This window comes from Pseudenterobacter timonensis (assembly GCF_900021175.1).
Classification (GTDB): Bacteria; Pseudomonadota; Gammaproteobacteria; order Enterobacterales; family Enterobacteriaceae; genus Enterobacter; species Enterobacter timonensis.
In genome coordinates this window covers 211,502-233,039 of sequence record NZ_FCOP01000007.1, presented here as the reverse complement: position 1 = coordinate 233,039, position 21,538 = coordinate 211,502, and the positions used below count along the sequence as shown (strand labels likewise).

Annotated in this window: 21 protein-coding genes; 11 read left to right on the top strand and 10 right to left on the bottom strand. The window is 57.3% G+C overall.

Annotated features, from left to right (window positions below; genetic code table 11):
- Positions 1 to 131 precede the first annotated feature (131 nt).
- Positions 132 to 1,334, bottom strand: coding sequence for an L-lactate MFS transporter (locus BN3796_RS02105; RefSeq protein WP_061706790.1), 1,203 nt, complete (start codon positions 1,332 to 1,334; stop codon positions 132 to 134).
- Between BN3796_RS02105 and BN3796_RS21070 the strand changes: the two genes are divergently transcribed.
- Positions 1,333 to 1,467: a hypothetical protein gene (locus tag BN3796_RS21070; protein ID WP_262360307.1), complete on the top strand. Its 135-nt coding sequence runs from the start codon at positions 1,333 to 1,335 to the stop codon at positions 1,465 to 1,467. The genes BN3796_RS02105 and BN3796_RS21070 overlap by 2 nt on opposite strands.
- An 83-nt stretch (positions 1,468 to 1,550) precedes the next feature.
- Here BN3796_RS21070 and BN3796_RS02100 read toward each other — a convergent pair whose 3' ends face one another.
- Positions 1,551 to 2,255, bottom strand: coding sequence for an autotransporter domain-containing protein (locus tag BN3796_RS02100; RefSeq protein WP_061706789.1), 705 nt, complete (start codon positions 2,253 to 2,255; stop codon positions 1,551 to 1,553).
- A 157-nt stretch (positions 2,256 to 2,412) separates the two neighbouring features.
- On the opposite strand from BN3796_RS02100, the gene tag reads away from it, so the two are divergent.
- Positions 2,413 to 2,994 (top strand): DNA-3-methyladenine glycosylase I, encoded by a 582-nt coding sequence (gene tag, locus BN3796_RS02095; protein ID WP_061706788.1) that lies wholly within the window; start codon positions 2,413 to 2,415, stop codon positions 2,992 to 2,994.
- Positions 2,972 to 3,412: an N-acetyltransferase gene (locus BN3796_RS02090; protein WP_061706787.1), complete on the top strand. Its 441-nt coding sequence runs from the start codon at positions 2,972 to 2,974 to the stop codon at positions 3,410 to 3,412. Before tag ends, BN3796_RS02090 begins: the two co-directional genes overlap by 23 nt.
- Here BN3796_RS02090 and BN3796_RS02085 read toward each other — a convergent pair.
- A complete protein-coding gene (locus BN3796_RS02085; RefSeq protein ID WP_073885044.1) occupies positions 3,381 to 5,702 on the bottom strand; it encodes a molybdopterin guanine dinucleotide-containing S/N-oxide reductase in 2,322 nt (773 codons plus the stop codon). The genes BN3796_RS02090 and BN3796_RS02085 overlap by 32 nt on opposite strands.
- A 165-nt stretch (positions 5,703 to 5,867) precedes the next feature.
- Between BN3796_RS02085 and BN3796_RS02080 the strand changes: the two genes are divergently transcribed.
- The 6 genes from BN3796_RS02080 to ghrB all read left to right on the top strand — a co-directional run bounded on the left by BN3796_RS02080 (position 5,868) and on the right by ghrB (position 11,844).
- The gene (locus tag BN3796_RS02080) at positions 5,868 to 6,530 is read left to right on the top strand and encodes an OmpA family lipoprotein (RefSeq protein WP_061706786.1); all 663 of its coding nucleotides are present in this window, start codon (positions 5,868 to 5,870) and stop codon (positions 6,528 to 6,530) included.
- A gap of 141 nt (positions 6,531 to 6,671) precedes the next feature.
- The gene (locus BN3796_RS02075) at positions 6,672 to 7,688 is read left to right on the top strand and encodes a LacI family DNA-binding transcriptional regulator (RefSeq protein WP_061706785.1); all 1,017 of its coding nucleotides are present in this window, start codon (positions 6,672 to 6,674) and stop codon (positions 7,686 to 7,688) included.
- Between the two features lie 99 nt (positions 7,689 to 7,787).
- Positions 7,788 to 8,537 (top strand): sugar phosphate isomerase/epimerase family protein, encoded by a 750-nt coding sequence (locus tag BN3796_RS02070; protein WP_061706784.1) that lies wholly within the window; start codon positions 7,788 to 7,790, stop codon positions 8,535 to 8,537.
- Between the two features lie 3 nt (positions 8,538 to 8,540).
- Positions 8,541 to 9,479 carry a sugar kinase gene (locus BN3796_RS02065; RefSeq protein WP_061706783.1) on the top strand — a complete coding sequence of 313 codons (939 nt, stop codon included), beginning with the start codon at positions 8,541 to 8,543 and terminating at the stop codon, positions 9,477 to 9,479.
- 83 nt (positions 9,480 to 9,562) lie between these two features.
- Entirely contained in the window at positions 9,563 to 10,843 is a 1,281-nt protein-coding gene (locus BN3796_RS02060; RefSeq protein ID WP_061706782.1) for an MFS transporter, read from the top strand.
- A 26-nt stretch (positions 10,844 to 10,869) separates the two neighbouring features.
- Positions 10,870 to 11,844, top strand: a complete 975-nt coding sequence (gene ghrB / locus BN3796_RS02055) for a glyoxylate/hydroxypyruvate reductase GhrB (protein WP_061706781.1) — start codon at positions 10,870 to 10,872, stop codon at positions 11,842 to 11,844.
- 58 nt (positions 11,845 to 11,902) lie between these two features.
- Here ghrB and cspE read toward each other — a convergent pair whose 3' ends face one another.
- Positions 11,903 to 12,115: a transcription antiterminator/RNA stability regulator CspE gene (cspE, locus tag BN3796_RS02050; RefSeq protein WP_032615822.1), complete on the bottom strand. Its 213-nt coding sequence runs from the start codon at positions 12,113 to 12,115 to the stop codon at positions 11,903 to 11,905.
- A 246-nt stretch (positions 12,116 to 12,361) separates the two neighbouring features.
- Entirely contained in the window at positions 12,362 to 13,072 is a 711-nt protein-coding gene (locus BN3796_RS02045) for a DUF3053 domain-containing protein (RefSeq protein WP_061706780.1), read from the bottom strand.
- A gap of 329 nt (positions 13,073 to 13,401) precedes the next feature.
- Here BN3796_RS02045 and BN3796_RS02040 point away from each other — a divergent pair, with 329 nt between their 5' ends.
- Entirely contained in the window at positions 13,402 to 13,692 is a 291-nt protein-coding gene (locus BN3796_RS02040; RefSeq protein WP_061706779.1) for an HTH-type transcriptional regulator, read from the top strand.
- Positions 13,693 to 13,810: 118 nt separating this feature from the next.
- On the opposite strand, the gene glyS is transcribed toward BN3796_RS02040, so the two are convergent.
- The 3 genes from glyS to BN3796_RS02025 all read right to left on the bottom strand — a co-directional run bounded on the left by glyS (position 13,811) and on the right by BN3796_RS02025 (position 17,242).
- Positions 13,811 to 15,880: a glycine--tRNA ligase subunit beta gene (glyS, locus tag BN3796_RS02035; RefSeq protein ID WP_061706778.1), complete on the bottom strand. Its 2,070-nt coding sequence runs from the start codon at positions 15,878 to 15,880 to the stop codon at positions 13,811 to 13,813.
- Between the two features lie 9 nt (positions 15,881 to 15,889).
- The gene (glyQ, locus tag BN3796_RS02030) at positions 15,890 to 16,801 is read right to left on the bottom strand and encodes a glycine--tRNA ligase subunit alpha (RefSeq protein ID WP_061706777.1); all 912 of its coding nucleotides are present in this window, start codon (positions 16,799 to 16,801) and stop codon (positions 15,890 to 15,892) included.
- A gap of 138 nt (positions 16,802 to 16,939) precedes the next feature.
- Positions 16,940 to 17,242 (bottom strand): YsaB family lipoprotein, encoded by a 303-nt coding sequence (locus BN3796_RS02025; RefSeq protein WP_061706776.1) that lies wholly within the window; start codon positions 17,240 to 17,242, stop codon positions 16,940 to 16,942.
- 182 nt (positions 17,243 to 17,424) lie between these two features.
- On the opposite strand from BN3796_RS02025, the gene BN3796_RS02020 reads away from it, so the two are divergent.
- The gene (locus BN3796_RS02020) at positions 17,425 to 18,420 is read left to right on the top strand and encodes an acyltransferase (RefSeq protein WP_061706775.1); all 996 of its coding nucleotides are present in this window, start codon (positions 17,425 to 17,427) and stop codon (positions 18,418 to 18,420) included.
- A gap of 99 nt (positions 18,421 to 18,519) precedes the next feature.
- Here BN3796_RS02020 and xylB read toward each other — a convergent pair whose 3' ends face one another.
- Together xylB and xylA are read right to left on the bottom strand one after the other, a co-directional pair.
- Positions 18,520 to 19,974, bottom strand: coding sequence for a xylulokinase (xylB, locus tag BN3796_RS02015; protein ID WP_061706774.1), 1,455 nt, complete (start codon positions 19,972 to 19,974; stop codon positions 18,520 to 18,522).
- 59 nt (positions 19,975 to 20,033) lie between these two features.
- A complete protein-coding gene (gene xylA / locus BN3796_RS02010; protein ID WP_148381739.1) occupies positions 20,034 to 21,356 on the bottom strand; it encodes a xylose isomerase in 1,323 nt (440 codons plus the stop codon).
- Positions 21,357 to 21,538: the final 182 nt, after the last annotated feature.

Genomic DNA, 21,538 nt, shown 5'->3' with positions numbered 1-21,538 from the left:
CGGTAAGTAGACCACAGAGGAAGGTAAAAGTGGCAGCAGAGAATGTGATCGGAACAGATATTTACAAAATAACAGGACGATTCCGGACAAAAGATACAAAAAGAGGCCGCATGGCGGCCTCTTACATTGCCTCAGGCGTGTGCTTCGCTTAAGCGTTCACGCTGCGGCTGACGAATGGTTGTGGAGAGCGCCAGCGAGAGGATCAACAGGACGAAGATAACGCAGAAGGTGACATGGAAGCCGCCAAACAGCGATGCGATAAGCGAACCGCAAATACTGCCAATTCCGAAGCCCAGATAAATGACGCCGTAGTTTTTCGCCAGATTGTTGAGGCCAAAAAATTCACTTACCAGCGACGGGAATACGGTGATGGTGCCGCCGAAGTTAAAGGCGACGCAGGCGATAGCGGCAAAGAAGGTCATGGCGTTCAGCGGAGCAAAGAGCAGCGCCGCCATACCCACCAGTGAAACCACCTGGCCCAGAGTAATTACGCGAATACGGGCGATCTTATCGGAGAGAATACCCAGCACCAGACGGCCGGAGAGGTTGGCGATGGAGATAATCGTCACCGCATTCGCAGCCGTGGCCGCATCCAGTTTGACCATACCCTGAGCGATATCTTTCGCCACGCCAATAACATACAGGCCGCTCATGCAGGCGGTCAGGAACATCACCGCCAACATCCAGTACTGCGGCTTACGCATGGACTGCGCCAGGGTAAAGTCATTTTCTACCACGCCGCCTTTGGTGCTGACCTCCTGCAGTGGCGCATCTTTCATCAGCGTCGCGCCGAAGAGGATCATCACCATCACGATAGCGCCCCAGATCATAAAGGTCTTTTCCAGCCCTACCGTCGCCAGCAGCTGCGAGTCGATAAACTTAAAGCCGAGGCTGCCCAGCCCGTAAGAACCGATGGAGAAGGCGGAGATCAGCCCTTTACGCTCCGGGAACCACTTCACGCAGTTGGAAAGGGTTAACAGATACCCTGCCCCGTCAGCCAGCCCAACAAGCACCCCGGCGCTCAGCCAGAGCATCATCAGGTTATTGGAACAGGCGGTGAGGAAAAAGCCTACGCCGAGCAAAATTCCCGACGCCATGGTGACGCGTTTCACGCCAAAACGTTCCTGTAATTTTCCCGCCACGGAGGAGGAGAGCGCCAGCCCGAGGCTTAACAGGCCGAAGGAGAACGCCACCTGGCTTATCGGCGCGTCCAGCTTATCGGAAAGCGCACTGTTAAACAGGCTCCAGGTATAGACCGAGCCCAGCGCAAACTGCGTCACAATGGTGCCGAAAAGGGTCAACCAGCGCGTACGGTTATTAGAAGAAGTATTCATGGCAGTTGTCCTGCAAGAGAAATTAAGGAAATTCACTGCTGACAACAATAAACAAAACCCTGCGCTGGCCGGGGGAAAACGGCATGAGATGCTGCAGAAACGGAATGAAATGCCTGGATTGAGGCATGAATGACCTTGCCCCGCAAAAAGACTCGCGCAGACCGGGCTCATATTGTATATGGAATGTTACTTATGCGTTGAAATAATTAAGTTTTTTTAGAAACGTGCGCTCACCCCAAGCGTGTAGAGGAAATTCTCCCCGGTGGCGGTGTTATCCGCCTGTGATAACGAGGCGTAGGCGGCCATATGGGGATGGAACAGCATATCGGCGCCGACCGTCACATCTGTCCAGTTGCCATACTGCAGGGAGGCGGGCAGCCGGCTCATCCCTGACTGAGACTTCCACTGGTTTTCCCCAAACTGCTGGTTATAGCTGATTTGCGCCCAGGGACGGAGATTACCGTAGCGGGTATCGAGACGCCAGCCAAGCGTACTGACGCTGGCATGCCAGAGCGGATCGGTCAGCGAGGTAGTATTTACGCTGTCGCCAAATTCGTTGTAGGTCGACTGTGGTGAACCGTCGTAATGCCATTCCGCCACCGGCCCGGTTCTGATACGCCGCCCCACGGGCATACTCCACCCTACGCTCATGGTACTTTGCGCATCCGCAGGATAGTTATCCGGCGTATTCATCTGCAGTCCCGGGCCGTTTTGCGACGAGCGAATACGTTCTGCGAGAATATCCTCATAACGCGGTTGGTGATCGGCGTCCCATGTATAACGCTCGGTCATATTATTTTGGGCGTCTGAAACGATATATTCCTGTTGCCAGGCAAATGCTGTGTGACAAAAAAGCAGACAGGTTCCCAGACCCGCCAGGCGATAAAGGACCTGGCGACCACTGTTTATTTTTATCATCATCAAAGCGACTCCAGAGAGAGCCGAGTTCGGCGATATTAGTCGTTGTTCATAAAGAGATATCGGGGTATATCCCCTCTTTAACTATTGTCTCTTTAACAGGCACGTCAAGCCGGGCGATAAAAAATTTCGGCATCAGAATCAGTAAGGGAGATAACCTATGCAACGCTGCGGTTGGGTGAGCCAGGACCCATGCTATATCGACTATCACGATAACGAGTGGGGCGTGCCGGAAACCGACGGGAAAAAGCTTTTTGAGATGATCTGTCTGGAAGGGCAACAGGCGGGGCTGTCGTGGATCACGGTGCTGAAAAAACGTGAGAACTACCGCCGCGCCTTTCACAATTTTGATCCCGTGGCGGTCGCCGCCATGACCGGGGACGATGTGGAGCGGTTGATGCTTGATGCGGGCATTATCCGCCACCGGGGGAAAATTGAGGCGATTATCAACAATGCCCGCGCCTGGCTGGCGATGGAACAAAACGGTGAATCCTTCTCCCGCTTTGTCTGGTCTTTTGTCGACCATACTCCACAGCTGACGCAGGCGGTTTCTCAGGATCAGATCCCCTCGTCCACCGCTGCCTCGGACGCGCTCTCCAGGGCGCTAAAAAAGCGCGGTTTTAAGTTTGTCGGCTCCACTATTTGCTACGCCTTTATGCAGTCCTGCGGGCTGGTAAATGACCATATCACGCGCTGTTTCTGTCACCCCGGAGGTCAGCATGATTCGCATATGGCAAAGTGACGATATCACAGCCCTGCTGCGTTTATGGCTGGAGAGCACCACGGCAGCCCACCCGTTTATCGATGCAAATTACTGGATCGAGAGCGAAGCGCTGGTACGCGACGCTTACCTTCCCGGCTCTGAAACCTGGGTCTGGACGGAGGCGGATGAAATCCTCGGTTTTATCAGCGTCATGCAGTCGCAATTTATCGGCGCGCTGTTTGTCGCCACCGACCATATCGGCAAAGGGATAGGCCAGGCGCTGATTTCACACGTTAAGCAGCGCTACCCCTCCTTAAGCCTGGAGGTGTACCAGAAAAACAGCCGGGCAGTGAACTTCTACCACGCGCAGGGCTTTCGCATCGAGGACAGCGCCTGGCAGGATGAAACGCACCACCCGACGTGGATTATGCGCTGGCAGGCGGATCGAATGCCGTAAGCGCGGGTGCCGCGCCGTGATATTTCTCCACCCACGCCAGCGCCGTATTCCCGGCGCAGCCGTTCCCCAGCTTCGAGCTGGGGAGATCTTTGGTCAGCATATTCACCGCTCCGTTTTTACACAGGCCGCCTTCGTCGGGATCGGGCCAGGCGCCCTGATGAATGCAGATCACCCCCGGCCTGATGCCGTCGCTCACGACAGCGCCGGCCAGCACCTGCCCGCGCCCGTTCCAGACGCGCACCAGATCCCCGTCGGCAATGCCGCGCGCCTTCGCATCCTCCCGGTGGATCACCATCGGCTCACGCCCCGCCACCGCGTAATGCTCGCGCAGCGACGAATAGTTAAGCTGGCTGTGCAGACGGTGCGCCGGATGCGCCGACAACAGCTGTAGCTGTCCCGGCTGCGCATTGCCGTGCCACTCGTCCGGCGCAAGCCACATGGGGTGCGGCGGGCAGTCACCATAGCCAAATTCGGCGATCCGCCGGCTGTAGATCTCTATCTTGCCGCTTTCAGTTTTGAGAGGATGCTTTTCCGGATCGCGACGAAAATCGGCGAAGCGCACAAACCGCGCGTTCTGCTCGCTTTCAGGCATCTCCAGGATCGCATTCGCTTCCCAGAACGTTGCAAACGGCGGTAACGTCACTCCCTGGGCCGCGCCGCGCTCTCCGGCAATCCGGTAGAAGCTCTCCAGCCACTGAAGATCGGTTTTGCCTTCAGTAAAGCGCTCCCGTCCCCCCGCTTCCCAGCGCTCGCTGAGGTCAGCAAACACCTCGAAGTCATCCCGCGCCTCGTCGCGGGGAGCGACCACGCGCTTCATCGGCACCATGTGCTGGTTGCTGTAGTCACCGGTCATGGTGAGATCGTTACGCTCAAATGAAGTCGTGGCGGGCAGAACAATATCGGCGTGTTTCGCCGCCGCCGTCCAGAAACATTCGGAGATCACCACCAGCTCCGGCTTTTGCCAGGCGCGAATCAGGCGGTTGGTATCCTGATGGTGGGTAAAATTAGCCCCGCCCGCCCACCAGACAAAGCGGATATCGGGGAAGTGGCGATCCATCCCGTTATGCTGATAAAAGCCGCCCGGGTTCTCCAGCGCCTCCACGATGCGGGCGACCGGGATCTTGTCCACCGCGTCGTGGCCCCCTTTGACCGTCCCCTGCATCGAGGCGAGCACCGCCGCGCGGCGCGTGGGGTTACCGCCGTTGGCGAAATGGTAGGAGAGACCAAATCCGCCGCCCGGCGTGCCAATCTGCCCCAGCATGGCGGCCAGCGTCACCAGCATCCAGTGTTTTTGCTCGCCATACTGCTGGCGCTGCATCCCCCAGCCCGACATCAGCATGGTGGTATGTTGATGAAACAGCTGCGCCAGCTCGCGGATAGTCGTTGCGCTGACGCCGCAGATCGCCTCCGCCCACTCCGCCGTTTTTGCCACGCCGTCGCTTTCGCCGGTGAGATAGCGCGCAAACTGGTCATAACCGGTAGTGCAGCGCGCCAGAAACGCCTCATCCTGCCAGCCGTTTTCCACCAGCGTATGGGCGATGCCGAGCATCATCGCCACGTCGGTGCCCATATGCGGGGCAATCCACTCCATTTTGTCGCCGAAGAAATCCACCGTTTCCGAGCGCATCGGATCGATGCAGATCAGGCGCTTGCCGCTCTTACGCAGCGCCTCGAAATAGGACATCCCCTGCTCATCGGAGGCGTTCCAGGCGATTTTCAGCGTATTCAGCGGGTTGGCGCTCCAGAGCACAACCACCTCCGTATGCTCCAGCACCAGCGGCCAGCTGGTCTGCTGCTGGTAGACCTCGTTGCCGCCCACCACGTAGGGCATGATCGCCTGCGCCGCGCCGGTCGAGTAGTCGCCAAGATGGCCGGTATAGCCTCCCGCCAGGCTCATATAGCGCTGGAGTAGCGTCGCCGCCTTGTGCAGTACGCCGTTGGATCGCCAGCCGTAGGAGCCGGCAAAAATGGAGGCGGGTCCGTAGTTTTCCCGAATACGCTTGTGCTGCGCGTGGATCAGATCCAGCGCCTCCTCCCAGCTCACGCGAACAAACTCATCCTGCCCGCGCACTCCCTGCGGCTTCTCCGGCGAGGCAAGAAAACCTTTTCGCACCATCGGCCAGCGCACCCGCGCTTTGCTGTGCACCTGATCGCGCACCGCGGTTTGTAGCGAATTGGGGTGAGCCGTGGGCAGTGCTCCGCGCGATGAGAGGACGTTATCGCCGTCGGTCTCAACCAGCATGGGGCCCCAGTGGGCGGCGGTCAGAATGGTTTTTGTAGCAGTGGTCACGCGTGCGCTCCTGAAATGCCTGTTGCAGGTACAGCCCTCTTCGGGGCCATTTATGGTTTGACACAAAATTTCAGAGTTATCCCCGAAATTTTCACCCTGTCGGGGCGTCATAATCAACCGCCACGCGCGTCGTGGCAAAGAATAAAAAAGGATTAAGGAAATAAGATGAAAAAACGCGTATTCGTTATTGCCGCTATTGTCAGTGGCGCACTGGCTGTTTCAGGCTGCACAACCAACCCCTATACCGGCGAGCGCGAAGCGGGTAAATCAGGTATCGGAGCGGGCATCGGCTCGCTGGTCGGCGCGGGCGTAGGCGTGCTCTCCTCCTCCAAAAAAGATCGCGGCAAAGGCGCCCTGATTGGCGCCGCGGCAGGCGCAGCGCTGGGCGGCGGCCTCGGCTACTATATGGACGTGCAGGAAGCCAAACTGCGTGAAAAAATGCAGGGCACCGGCGTCAGCGTCACCCGCAGCGGCGACAACATCATCCTTAACATGCCCAATAACGTCACCTTCGACAGCAGCAGCGCGACGCTGAAACCTGCCGGGGCCAATACCCTTACCGGCGTGGCGATGGTGCTGAAGGAGTATCCGAAAACCGCCGTGAACGTGATTGGCTACACCGACAGTACCGGCAGCCAGTCGCTCAATATGCGTCTCTCTCAGGAGCGCGCCGACGCGGTCGCCAGCTCGCTCATTACCCAGGGCGTGGCCGCTGGCCGCATCCGCACCAGCGGCATGGGCCCGGCCAACCCTATCGCCAGCAACAGCACGGCGGAAGGCAAAGCGCAGAACCGCCGCGTCGAGATCACCCTCAGCCCACTGCAGTAACCGTTGTGCCGGGCGGCGCTGCGCTTACCCGGCCTATACTCCAAACGCAGGCCGGGTAAGGCGAAGCCGCCACCCGGCAAATTGCTTGATTCGTCAGATTTTCCCGCTAAGGTATTCTCACTAAATTCAGGGAAATCAGCGATGCGCAAATCCACACGGCCCACTATCAGCGACGTAGCGAAAGCCGCCAGAACCGGCAAAACAAGCATTTCACGCTATCTCAACGGTGAAAAACATCTGCTGTCCGACGCGCTGCTGGCCCGTATTGAGCAGGCGATCGCCGATCTCGATTATCGCCCGAGCCTGATGGCCCGCGGCCTGAAGCGTGGCCGCACCCGGCTCATTGGCCTGATCATCGCCGATATCACCAATCCCTACTCTGTGAACGTGCTCAGCGGCATCGAGGCCGCCTGCCGGGAAAAAGGTTTTACGCCGCTGGTCTGTAACACCAATAACGAAGTGGATAAAGAGCTACACTATCTCGATCTCCTGCGCAGCTACCAGGTGGAGGGCATCGTGGTGAATGCGGTGGGAATGCGGGAAGAGGGGCTAAACCGCCTGCAGCAGTCATCGCTGCCGATGGTGCTTATCGACCGTAAAATCCCCGATTTCGCCTGCGACGTGGTGGGGCTGGATAACGCCCAGGCCGCGACCACCGCCACGGAACATCTGGTTGAACAAGGATTCGAAGCGATCCTCTTTCTCAGCGAGCCGCTGGGTACGGTCAACACCCGCCGCGAACGGCTAAACGCCTTTCGCGCCACGCTGGCACGCTACCCGGGAACCCTTGCCGGGCAGGCGGAGACGCCGCTTCACGAGTCGGATCGGCTCGATAATATCCTGCGTCAGTTTCACACCCAGCACCGCGGCCTGCGCAAAGCTGTTATCTCCGCCAACGGGGCGCTCACACTGCAGGTCGCCCGCTCGCTCAAGCGCATCGGCCTGCACTGGGGGAGCGACATCGGGCTGCTGGGCTTTGACGAGCTGGAGTGGGCAGAGCTGGCAGGCGTCGGCATTACCACGCTTAAACAACCTACCTGGCAGATTGGCTATGCCGCCGTTGAGCAGGTGGTGCGGCGTATCAACGGTGCCGATGAAGCGGTGCGCGAGCAGCACTTTTCCGGTGAACTGATCGTGCGCGGCTCTACCACACGTTAACCTTCCTTCGTGATGACGATCAAAAATTCAACATCCTGACCTTTCCTTTGGAACCGGTTCCACCTAGCGTAATAGTATTCATGACGCTGGAGTCAGGCTATGAGCAGAAAAATTATGGTGGTTACGGCCGCGTATGGCGCGGATCAGGTTCGTCAGGCGGGCGGGCAGCGGGCGATACTCCCTGTCATCGCCGCCGCAGGCGCCGACGGGGTGGAAATCCGCCGGGAATTGTTCAGTGATGCAGAACTAAAGTCACTGCCAACGCTTGCCCAGTCCATTGAGCTGCTGGGACTGCTGGCCTGCTATTCGGCCCCCGCCCCGCTGTTTATGCCCGACGGCGCGCTCAACCCCGATCTGCCCCGCTATCTGGCGGAGGCCAGCACCCTTAACGCCCTGTGGCTGAAGATGTCGCTCGGCCATTTCCAGAGCAAAACACCGCTGGACGACCTGCGCGGACAGCTGAATGAAAGCGGCATGGCGCTGGTGGTGGAAAACGATCAGACCCGCTGCGGACAGCTGGCACCGATGCGGCGCTTCCAGGCCGCCTGCCGGGTGATGGCGCTGCCCGTTACGCTCACTTTTGATACCGGCAACTGGCTGTGGGTGGGAGAGTCGCCGGAAGAGGCGGCGCGCCACCTCGCCCCGTCGGTGAGCTATATCCACGTCAAAGCGGCGGTAGAACACAAGGCGCAGTTTCGCGCTATCGCGCCGGATAACGGCGATATGCGCTGGCTTGAGCTGCTGGCGCAACTGCCGCCTGACGCGCCGCGCGGCATTGAGTTTCCACTGGAGGGGCCGGACCTTACCGCCGTCACCCGCCATTATGTCAATCTGCTACGGGAGGCGTAAGGCATGTCTGAATCCTCAGATGTCATCACCATCGGCGAAGCGATGGCCATGTTTGTCGCGACAGAGCCCGGCGAACTCAGCCGCGTGGAGAGTTTTATCAGACGCATTGCAGGCGCAGAGCTGAATGTGGCGACTGGTCTGGCGCGTCTCGGCCTTGCGGTCAGCTGGGTGAGTCGCGTGGGCAACGATAGTCTCGGCGAGTTCGTGCTCGCCTCGCTGAAAAAAGAGGGAATCAACGCCTCTGGCGTCACGGTTGACGGGCGTTTCCCCACCGGCTTTCAGCTGAAATCAAAGGTCCTAGATGGAACCGATCCCATCGTGGAGTATTTCCGTAAAGGCTCTGCGGCAAGCCATCTTTCAACTGACGATTATCACGCTGCGCTGTTCGCTTCGGCGCGCCACCTGCATCTGAGCGGCGTGGCGGCGGCGCTGTCGGCCAGCTCTTATGCGCTGCTCGATCATGCGGCGGCAAAAATGAAAGCCGCAGGTAAAACGATCTCTTTCGATCCCAACCTGCGCCCGGTGCTCTGGCAGAGCGAAGCGGAGATGGTGGAAAAGCTCAATCACCTCGCGTTTCAGGCTGACTGGGTGCTGCCCGGCGTGAAGGAAGGGATGATCCTCACCGGCGAAAAAACGCCGGAAGGCATCGCCGACTTCTATCTGGAGAGAGGCGTGAAGGCGGTGATCCTGAAGACCGGCGCGGACGGCGCCTGGTTCAAAACCGCCGAAGGCGAAAAAGGGGCGGTCGCGGCGATCAGGGTTGAGAACGTCGTGGATACCGTCGGTGCCGGGGACGGCTTCGCCGTGGGCGTGATTAGCGCCCTGCTCGAAGGCAAGACGCTGCCTCAGGCGGTGATGCGCGGCAATAAAATCGGCTCGCTGGCCATCCAGGTACAGGGCGACAGCGAAGGACTGCCGACCAGAGCGCAGCTGGGCGAATAGCTCTCTTACAGTAATAACGACATTCAGCCACCGTGTACCCTACAGACACCGGCGGCACACACCTCAACCACAGAGGCAAGCCTATGAACAGTTCAACGAATGCAGTCAAACGCTGGTGGTACATTATGCCTGTCGTTTTTATCACGTACAGCCTGGCGTACCTGGACCGCGCTAACTTCAGTTTCGCCTCCGCGGCGGGAATCAATGAAGATCTGGGGATCACGAAGGGGGTCTCCTCCCTGCTGGGCGCCCTCTTCTTTCTGGGCTACTTCTTTTTCCAGATCCCCGGCGCCGTCTACGCGGAACGCCGCAGCGTGCGAAAGCTGATTTTTGTCTGCCTGATCCTCTGGGGCGGTTGCGCCTCGCTGACGGGTGTTGTGAATAACATTCCGGCGCTGGCCGCCATCCGCTTTATCCTCGGCGTGGTGGAAGCGGCGGTGATGCCCGCCATGCTGATCTATATCAGCAACTGGTTCACTAAATCGGAACGTTCACGCGCCAATACTTTCCTGATCCTCGGTAACCCGGTGACGGTATTGTGGATGTCCGTGGTCTCCGGCTATCTGATCCAATCCTTCGGCTGGCGGGAAATGTTTATTATTGAGGGGGTGCCGGCGGTGATCTGGGCCTTCTGCTGGTGGGTGCTGGTCAAGGATAAGCCCGCGCAGGCGAGCTGGCTCTCCACAGAGGAAAAAGCGGCTTTGCAGGCGCAGCTGGATAAAGAACAGCAGGGGCTGAAGGTGGTACGCAACTACGGGGAAGCCTTCCGTTCGCGCAACGTGATCCTGCTCTGCATGCAATATTTCGCCTGGAGTATCGGCGTCTATGGCTTTGTGCTGTGGCTGCCGTCAATCATCCACAGCGGTGGAGATAATCTGGGCATGGTGGAGGTGGGCTGGCTCTCTTCCGTCCCCTACCTGGCGGCAACCATTGCGATGATTATCGCTTCCTGGGCCTCGGATAAACTGCAAAACCGTAAGCTGTTCGTCTGGCCGCTGCTGCTGATTGCCGCCTTTGCCTTTATCGGCTCCTGGGCGGTGGGGGCCAACCATTTCTGGATCTCCTATACCCTGCTGGTTATTGCCGGTGCGGCGATGTACGCCCCGTATGGCCCGTTCTTCGCCATCATCCCGGAGATGCTGCCGCGCAACGTGGCGGGCGGCGCGATGGCGCTGATCAACAGCATGGGGGCGCTGGGCTCGTTCTGTGGCTCGTGGTTTGTGGGCTATCTCAATGGCGCAACCGGCAGCCCCTCCGCCTCATATATTTTTATGGGAGTAGCGCTTTTCGCCTCGGTATGGCTAACTCTTATCGTTAAGCCTGCTAATAATCAACAAATCCCGGCTGGCGCACGCCACGCCTAAATCTTTTATCTTTCACGGAGATTAGCATGAAGCCGTCCGTCATTTTATATAAGGCACTGCCTGAGACTCTGCAAAAACGCCTTGAGGAGCACTTCACCGTCACGCAGGTGAGAAATCTCCATCCTGATACCGTCGCGCAGCATGCGGATGCGTTTGCCCGCGCCGAAGGGTTGTTAGGCTCAAGCGAAAAAGTGGATGCCGCGCTGCTGGATAAAATGCCGAAGCTGCGTGCAACCTCCACCGTCTCCGTGGGATATGACAACTTCGACGTGGAGGCGCTAAACGATCGTAAGATCCTGCTGATGCATACTCCGCACGCGCTGACCGAAACGGTGGCCGATACGCTGATGGCGCTGGTGCTGACCACCGCCCGCCGCGTGGTGGAGGTGGCGGAACGCGTCAAAGCAGGTGAATGGACCAAAAGCATTGGCCCCGACTGGTTTGGCGTAGACGTTCACGGCAAAACGATGGGCATTGTCGGCATGGGACGCATCGGTCTTGCACTGGCCCGGCGCGCCCATTTCGGCTTCAGCATGCCGATTCTTTATAACGCGCGTCGCCATCACAGCGAAGCGGAAGAGCAGTTCAATGCCCGCTACTGCGATCTGGATACGCTGCTGCGGGAGGCGGATTATGTCTGCCTGATCCTGCCGCTGACCGATGAAACGCGCCATCTGATGGGTAAAGCGGAGTTTGAGAAGATGAAAAAATCGGCGATTTTCATCAACGCAGGGCGCGGCCCGGTGGTGGATGAAAAGGCGCTGATTGCGGCGCTGCAAAACGGCGAGATCCACGCGGCGGGGCTGGATGTATTTGAACAGGAGCCGCTGCCGGTTGACTCGCCGCTGCTGGCGATGCCCAACGTGGTCGCCCTGCCCCATATTGGCTCCGCGACGCATGAGACGCGTTATAACATGGCGGCGACGGCGGTGGATAACCTGATTGCGGCGCTCAGCGGCAGGGTTGAGCAAAACTGCGTGAATCCGCAGGTGCAACGCTAAAACGAAAAAACCCGCCAGAAGGCGGGTTTTTAAATTCTTGTGCTGCTGGGTTGGAAGCTTACAGGCTTACAACGTTACCAGCTGCCGGGCCTTTAGCGCCGCTTTCGATGGTGAAGGAAACTTTCTGACCTTCATCCAGAGATTTGTAGCCATCGTTCTGGATAGCAGAGAAGTGTACGAACACATCTTTAGAGCCATCGTCAGGAGTGATGAAGCCGAAACCTTTATCAGCGTTGAACCATTTTACCAGACCAGTCATTTTACCAGACATAGAATTACCTTATTTAAATATACGTTGTGCCTTCCGGCGCGATGGGTTGCGTTACAGATTTTTAAGCGATGAAGGAAGGGTCACAACGAAGGGTATCTTTGGATAACTCATCTGGACTGCTTAACTAAACTGCTTTAGGTCTGTGTAACAAACCGACGAGGTGTATTAACACATATTTGGTATGCGAAAGACAAGCACTATTTTCAACATTCATAAAAAACCCCGCCTGCCGCGGGGTTTTTAAGATTACTCTGTAGCGGCGACCGCGGCGCTCCAGGCCTGTGAAAAAGCCTGATGCTGCGAGGCCAGCGGCCCAACGAGCGTATTATACTGGCTGGCCTGCTGGGAGGTCGGGAACTGGATGCCGTTCGCGACAAAGCTCACCTGCGTCCCCTGCTGCGCGATATAGTCGCCCACCTGCACCAGCTGCTGGGTCAGCATCTGCGCGGCCGGGATCAGCGGCTGCAGCGCCTGCGCAGGTTTAGTAACTACCTTCTCATAAGCCTGATCGAAGACCGGCTTCAGATCGTCAGCCTGCTTCAGCGCAGAACGTGTGGCATCCGCCTGCATTTTCGCATTTTCCAGCTGCTGGCTCAGTACGCCAAGCGCACCGTTAGACTGGCGCAGCGGTTCGCGCTGGGTCATATAATCCTGCGGTACGCGAATCGCGTTCACGCTGTCCACCATCGGGCGTAAACCCGAGTCCATCGCCTGGTTTACCTGCTGTGAATAGCCATAAATAATGGCGTAATCGGAAACAAACGGGCCAAACTGCTTCTTCTGATCTGCGGTCAGCGTCGGCAAATGTTCGCCGCTACGCATTACCGTGTTCTGCAGAAAGTCGATAAACGCTTTGCGCTGATCGCCCTCTTTATCGAAACACCCACTCAGGCTAACAACCAACAATAACGCCGCAACAGGCGCAAACCAGCGAGAGCAGGACTTTCCTGTCGCCATTTTCTTACTCCTTTCACCCAAAAAAGCGCACACCGGCACGAGCGTGCCTGACGCACACAAGAATAGTCCAGGTCACGCGCGCAATAAACTCTTTTCATGCAAAACGGCTTTTGCAGTTTCGTCCTTTCCATTTACAAAAAAATACGCGCACATACTGGAACATGATTAATCAGTTAATTAGCAATATGCTCCAGTTAGCTGAAACGTCAAAGCAACATTTATCGCACAAATAGTTACATACGTGACGATCCAGCCCCTTTTTTACCGACTATTCTTAATGTGCTCTCTGATGTTCACGATCCCGCAGTGTGATTTAAGAGGAGTTCTCAATGGAATATAAAGATCCGATGTCGGAGCTGCTGAGCAGCCTTGAACAAATTGTTTTTAAAGATGTTACTCAGACAATGAGTAAGTCACAGAAGTCTAATCCCTTTACCGAATTTGAGCGTTTGCGTAAAGGGACCGGCCTTAAAACCGATGATTTTGCCCGAGCTATGGGTGTCAGCGTAGCGATGGTGCATGAATGGGAATCCAAGCGAGTAAAACCCTCCATGACCGAGCTAAAGCTGATGAGCCTGATTCAGGCTAACCCTGCACTCAGCAAGCAGTTAATAGATTAAGATTTGAGAGCACCCCCGCATCTGCGGGGGTTTGTGTTTTAAGGCCTGAGAAAACCTCCTCGTACTGCCCGAAACAAAAAACCCGCCGAAGCGGGTTTTTTTGGCTGGCTTACGGCAGTTATTGCAGCAGAGAAATATCCGCCACCTGCAGGAACAGCTCGCGAAGCTTAGAGAGCAGCGTCAGACGGTTGATACGCACCTCTTTATCCTCGTCGTTTACCATCACGTTCTCAAAGAACTCGTCCACCGGCTCGCGCAGGGCCGCCAGCTCGATCAGCGCCTCCTGGTAACGGCCTTGTGCAAAGTAAGGCTGTAACTTGTCGCGCAGCACCACCAGGTTACCGGCAAGCTTAATCTCCGCCGCCTCTTTCAGCACCGAAGCGTGAACGATATCGTTCAGCGGTTCAGTCGCTTTCGCGAGGATATTGGAGACGCGCTTGTTCGCCGCCGCCAGCGCGGAGGCCGCTTCCAGGGTGCGGAAATGGGACACCGCCTTCATGCGCGCATCAAAATCCGCCGGGCGGGTCGGACGACGCGCCAGTACAGCCTGAATGGTGTCGACGCTGTAGCCTTCGTCCTGATACCAGGCGCGGAAACGGCCCAGCATAAAGTCGATCACCTCATCGACCACGTTGGCATTAGTCAGCTTGTCGCCATACAGACGCACCGCCTCTTCGGTCAGGGTCTGCAGATCGAGGTTCAGGTTCTTCTCAACGATAATGCGCAGCACGCCGAGCGCGGCGCGACGCAGCGCAAACGGATCTTTATCACCTTTCGGATGCTGGCCAATGCCGAAGATCCCCGCCAGGGTATCCATCTTGTCGGCAATCGCCACCGCGCAGGAGACCAGGCTGGAGGGGAGCTCGTCGCCGGCAAAACGCGGCTGGTACTGCTCGTTCAGCGCTACGGCCACATCTTCAGCTTCGCCGTCGTGACGCGCGTAGTGCATCCCCATCACGCCCTGGGTGTCGGTAAATTCAAACACCATGTTGGTCATCAGGTCGCACTTGGAGAGCAGGCCTGCGCGGGTCGCGTGGTTCACATCCGCGCCGATTTCACGGGCGATCCAGCCGGAAAGCGCCTCGATACGGTCGGTTTTGTCGCGCAGCGTACCCAGCTGCTGCTGGAACAGTACGGTTTGCAGACGCGGCAGATTATCTTCCAGACGTTTTTTACGGTCGGTATTAAAGAAGAACTCGGCATCCGCCAGGCGCGGGCGCACCACCTTCTCGTTACCGGCGATAATCTGCGCCGGATCTTTGGACTCAATGTTCGCCACAAAGATAAAGTTCGGCAGCAGCTTGCCGTCGTTGGCGTAGACCGGGAAGTATTTCTGGTCACCCTTCATGGTGTACACCAGCGCTTCAGCCGGAACCGCCAGGAATTTCTCTTCGAACTTCGCGGTCAGCACAACTGGCCATTCGACCAGAGAAGTCACCTCTTCCAGCAGGCTGTCGCTCAGATCGGCGTTACCGCCAATCTTGCGCGCCGCCTCTTCTGCGTCCGCTTTAATTTTGGCTTTACGCTGTTCGTAATCGGCATTGACCTTACCGCGCTCCAGCAGGATTTGCGGATACTGATCGGCGTTGTCGATGGTGAACTCCGGCTCACCCATAAAGCGGTGGCCGCGGATCACGCGATCGGACTGAACGCCCAGAATGGTCGCCGGGATTACTTTATCGCCCAGCAGCAAAATCACGGTATGTACCGGACGCACGAAGTGTACGTCGCTTGCGCCCCAGCGCATCAGTTTCGGGATCGGCAGTTTAGCCAGCGAAGTGGCAATCATATTCGGCAGCAGCGCTTCAGCGCTCTCGCCTTTAACATGGGCGCGATAGAGCAGCCATTCGCCTTTATCGGTGGTCAGACGCTCGGCCTGATCGACGGTGATCCCGCAGCCGCGCGCCCAGCCTTCGGCCGCTTTGCTCGGTTTGCCTTCGGCGTCAAACGCCTGGGCAATCGCCGGGCCGCGTTTTTCCACTTCGCGATCCGGCTGGGATGCAGCAAGGTTTTCCACTTTTAGCGCCAGGCGGCGCGGCGCGGCAAACCATTCGATTTTGCCGTGGGCGAGGCCGGCATTATCCAGCTCCGCGGTCACGTTCGCAGCGAAGGACTCCGCCAGGCTGCGCAGGGCTTTTGGTGGCAACTCTTCGGTGCCGATTTCTACCAGGAAAGTATTCTCAGACATGACCGCCTCTTATTTATTTCGGTTGCACATCGGGAAGCCAAGGGCTTCACGGGACGCATAGTAAGCCTCTGCAACGGCTTTGGTCAGCGTGCGAATACGCAGAATATAGCGCTGACGTTCAGTCACGGAGATGGCTTTGCGGGCGTCCAGCAGGTTGAAGCTGTGGGCGGCCTTCAGAATACGCTCGTAGGCAGGCAGCGGCAGCGGGTTTTCCAGCGCCAGCAGCTGCTGGGCCTCTTTCTCATACTGCTCGAAGCAGGTGAAGAGGAAATCCACATCCGCATATTCGAAGTTATAGGTGGATTGCTCCACTTCGTTCTGATGGAAGACGTCGCCGTAGGTGGTTTTCCCCAGCGGGCCGTCGCTCCAGACCAGGTCATAGACGCTGTCTACGCCCTGAATATACATCGCCAGACGTTCCAGACCGTAGGTGATCTCGCCGGTAATCGGCTTACACTCCAGGCCGCCTACCTGCTGGAAGTAAGTAAACTGAGTCACTTCCATGCCGTTCAGCCACACTTCCCAGCCCAGGCCCCATGCGCCCAGCGTCGGGTTTTCCCAGTTATCTTCCACAAAACGAATATCATGGATAGTCGGGTCCATACCCAGCTCTTTCAGCGACCCGAGATACAGCTCCTGAATATTCTCCGGGGAGGGCTTAATCACCACCTGGAACTGATAATAGTGCTGTAAACGGTTCGGGTTTTCGCCATAGCGGCCATCGGTCGGGCGGCGGGAAGGCTGGACGTAGGCGGTCGCCATCGGCTCAGGCCCCAGCGCGCGCAGGCTGGTCATCGGGTGTGAAGTGCCGGCGCCGACTTCCATGTCCAGAGGTTGGACGATGGTGCAGCCCTGACGAGCCCAGTAATCCTGTAACGTCAGGATCAGGCCCTGGAAGGTCTTGGTATCAAACTTTTGCATAGTATTTCGTGCTGGATACGTGTGGTTTTAAATGGAAGGGATCAGTATACCCGCTGCCTGCAAGATATACAGTACGAAACGGGGATGTTTAGGGAAAATTGGGAAATAAGCATCTCAGCCGGGGCACAGCAGGGGCCGTCAGCGCATGGAGAGGTGCAAAAAATGGCCTTCCGGGTCAAAACTGCAGACAAAGCTCTCATTCAGAGCAGTATAGCCCCGTACCTCATAGCTTCCCTGAAACTGTTCAAAGCCGGTAACGTCGATCTTTTGCGTGCCGGTATTGTACCGATGGGCCGCCCTGTCCTTGCAAAGCTGCTCCATATCCAGCGAGCGCTCCGGGCTGACTTTGGTTTTTTGCGCCTTCTGCGCAGGGGCTTCTGGCGTTGCGCTGCATCCTGCGAGGATCGTCAGCAGAATGAGCGACGCGGCACGCTTCATCATTTTTTTCACCGCCTTTTTGCCGGGCTGTTATTTTTAATATCAATGCTTTTATAGATTATGCAGAGCCATTCTGCGAATCTCTCCGGCGCCTCACAAGTCCCGTTAAAAACTATCAGAATTTTCCAGGGAGAGAGGAGACGTAATGAAAGTCAGACTGTTTTTACAAAAATACTGAGGAACTGATGCCGTCAAAAATTAGCTGGATTGATAATTTGCGAGGGATTGCCTGCTTAATGGTCGTGATGATTCATACCACCACCTGGTATATCACCAATGCGCAGAGCGTCACCCTTCTGAACTGGGATATGGCGAATATCCTTAACTCCGCGTCCCGCGTCAGCGTTCCGCTGTTCTTTATGATTTCGGGCTATCTCTTTTTTGGCGAGCGCAGCGCCCGGCCGCGCCATTTTCTGCGGATCGCCCTGTGCCTGCTCTTTTACAGCACCGTTGCGCTGCTCTATATCGTGCTTTTTACCTCTATCAATGGCGAACTGGCGTTAAAGAACCTCCTGCAAAAGCCGGTCTTTTACCACCTGTGGTTCTTCTTCGCCATTATCGTTATCTATCTGGTTTCGCCGCTGATTCAGGTTAAACAGGTCAGCGGTAAAATGCTGCTGGCGCTAATGATCGTGGCTGGTTTAATCGCCAACCCCAACACCGTGACGCTGAAAACAGGGGGCATGGAGTGGCTGCCCGTTAACCTCTATATCAATGGCGATACCTTTTATTATCTTCTCTACGGTATGCTCGGGCGCGCTATCGGCATGATGGATACGCAAAAGCGGTGGCTGACGGGGCTGTGCGCGGCACTGTTTATCGCCGCTGTGTTCATCATTTCCCGCGGGACGCTGCACGAGCTGCGCTGGCGCGGCAATTTCGCCGATACCTGGTATCTCTACTGCGGCCCGATGGTCTTTATTTGCGCCGTCTCGTTGCTGACGCTGGTCAAAAACACGCTCAATACCCGCCCGCTGCCGGTGCTGGGGCTGATCTCCCGCCATTCGCTCGGCATCTATGGCTTTCACGCGCTGGTGATCCACGCCCTGCGCACGCATGGCGTGGAGATTAAACGCTGGCCGCTGCTGGATATTGTCTGGATCTTTACCGCCACGCTGGTGGTCAGCCTGCTGCTGTCGATGCTGTTGCAAAAAATCGATACCCGCAGATTTGTCAGTTAGCCGGTGGGTTTTGCACAGCAGTTCTCGTAGGCCGGGTAAGCGTCAGCCCTACCCGGCAGTTCCGTAGGCCGGGTAAGCGCAGCGCCACCCGGCGAATTTTCACGACATCAGAGGCAAAAGCTGCTGATAAATCTTGCGGAACACTTGGCGTCGTTCGGCATAACGGGCATGTTTATCTGCGTCAGGAAGATGTTGCTGCTCCAGCGAAAGCTGTGGCAGAAGCTCTTTCAGCGGCCTGTCAGGGTTCACTGCAATCTGCGCCAGCCGCGCCGCGCCAAGCGCAGGCCCGACATCTCCCCCCGTGCGGTAATCCAGCGTGAGCCCGCTGATATCCGCCAGCATTTGCCGCCAGTAACTGCTGCGCGCGCCGCCGCCAATGAGCGTGACGCTTGCGGGCGCAAGCCCGCACTCATGCACCGCATCCATCCCATCCGCCAGCGCATATCCCACCCCTTCCAGCACCGCGCGGGCCAGTTCCGCCGGGCCATGTTGATGAGTTAAGCCAAAAAACACCCCTTTCGCTTCCGGGTTGTTATGCGGCGTACGCTCGCCGGAAAGATAGGGTAAAAACCAGATCGCACCGGCGTTTTCATCCGCCTGCTGCGCCGCGGCGATAAGGGCTGGAACATCATTCATTCCGGTGAGCTTCGCCGCCCAGTCGAGACAAGAGGCTGCGCTCAGCATCACCGACATCAGATGCCATTTGCCCGGCAGCGCGTGGCAAAAGCTATGCACGGCGTTTTCAGGATTGCTGCGATAGCCGTCGCTGACCGCAAAATAGACGCCTGAGGTCCCGAGGGAGAGCATCGCCTGGCCAGCCTCGATCATTCCTACCCCGACGGCGCCAGCGGCGTTATCCCCGCCTCCGGCCACCACCGGCACGGCGGGCATTTTCCAGCGTTCAGCCACCTCTGGCAGCAGCGCGCCGGTGATTTCGCTCCCCTCAAACAGCGCGGGCATATGCTTCCGGGTAAGCTGGCAGGCGTCGAGCATCGTCTCACTCCAGTCGCGTTTCGCCACGTCGAGCCACATCGTGCCCGCCGCATCCGACATGTCGCTGGCAAATTCGCCGGTCATGCGAAAGCGCAGATAATCTTTTGGCAGCAGCACCTTCGCCACCTGGCGAAAAATCGCCGGCTCATGGCGCTGCACCCAGAGTAGCTTCGGCGCGGTAAAGCCGGGCATCATCAGATTACCGGTGATCTCCCGGGATGTGGGCACACGCTCTTCAAGAAGCGCGCACTCTTCTGCACAGCGGCCGTCGTTCCAGAGAATAGCCGGGCGCAGAACGCGATGCTGACTATCCAGCAACGTTGCACCATGCATCTGGCCGGCAATACCCAGCGCTTTCACGTCGCGCAGGCTGTGCTGCTCGCCTAAGGCTGTAATCGCGCGGTCCGTCGCCTGCCACCAATGATCCGGATCTTGTTCCGACCATAGCGGATGCGGGCGTGAAACCTGCAGCTTTTCAGTCTGCGTGGCTAAGACGTCGCCCTGCTCGCTTAACAGGATGGCTTTCACACCCGACGTGCCAAGATCGATCCCGATATACATTGTGGTGGCTCCTTTGAAAGAAATGCCCGGTGGCGCTTCCGCTTACCGGGCCTACGTTTTTACTTGTCGAACAAATAGTGATTGACCAGATTTTCCAGCAGCTCCTGATGACCGCTCTGGTGCTGCGGCGCCAGCTGGTGTTGCTCAGCGTACTTCGCGATATCCGCAAGCGATAACTGGCCTTTCAAAATTTGCTGGCCCAGCTCACTGTTCCAGCCGCTGTAACGCTTCGCCACGCGTTTATCCAGCTCGCCATCTTCAATCATGCGCGCCGCTACCTTCAGCGCCAGCGCCATGGTATCCATCGCGCCGATATGGCCGTAGAAGAGATCGTATTTGTCAGTGCTCTGACGGCGCACCTTGGCGTCAAAGTTCAGGCCGCCGGTGGTGAACCCGCCCGCCTTAATGATTTCATACATGACCAGCGCATTCTCTTCCACGCTGATTGGGAACTGGTCGGTATCCCAGCCAAGCTGTGCGTCGCCGCGGTTGGCGTCAACGGAGCCGAAGATGCCCAGCGCGATGGCGGAGGCGATTTCATGATGGAAAGAGTGGCCTGCCAGCGTGGCGTGGTTCGCCTCAATATTGACCTTAATCTCTTTCTCCAGGCCAAACTGCTTGAGGAAGCCGTAGACGGTCGCCACGTCGTAATCATACTGGTGCTTGGTGGGCTCCTGCGGTTTTGGCTCGATTAACAGAGTGCCGCGGAAGCCGATTTTATGCTTGTGATCCACCACCATCTGCATGAAACGGCCAATTTGCTCGCGCTCCTGGCGCAGATCGGTATTGAGCAGCGTTTCGTAACCTTCCCGTCCGCCCCACAGCACGTAGTTTTCGCCGCCCAGCTTATGGGTCGCGTTCATTGCCGTCACGACCTGGGTTGCCGCCCAGCTGAACACTTCCGGGTCCGGGTTGGTGGCAGCGCCTGCGCCGTAGCGCGGGTTAGTGAAGCAGTTAGCCGTTCCCCACAGCAGCTTCACGCCGCTTTGCTGCTGTTTTTCCGCCAGCACGTCGACCATCTGCGCAAAATTGTTCAGATACTCCTTCAGGGAGGCCCCTTCTGGCGAAACGTCCACATCGTGGAAGCAGTAGTAAGGCACGTTCAGCTTGTGAAAAAACTCAAACGCGACATCCGCTTTACGCTTTGCCAGCTCCAGCGCTTCACCCGGCTGCTGCCAGGGCCTGTCGAATGCGCCCACGCCAAACATATCTGAGCCGTTCCAGCAGAAGGTATGCCAGTAGCAGGCGGCAAAACGCAGGTGATCCTCCATGCGCTTACCCAGCACCAGCTCGTCTGGATTGTAGTGGCGAAAGGCTAATGGGTTGGTCGTTTTCGGGCCTTCGTAGCGGACGCGATCGAGTTGGTCGAAATAAGCTTGCATATTGAGCTCCATAATCAAGAGGTGCGGCGATAACCGATACTGGAGTAATAGTGAATATACATTCCGGCTTGCTCAATTACGTTATTTCACACTGCTATTGAGAGAATGCGCAAACGTGCGCTGGCTCGCAAAACAGGTCATCAAAAAAGATTTGATGGCATACATTCCAGGGTTCTCATGTA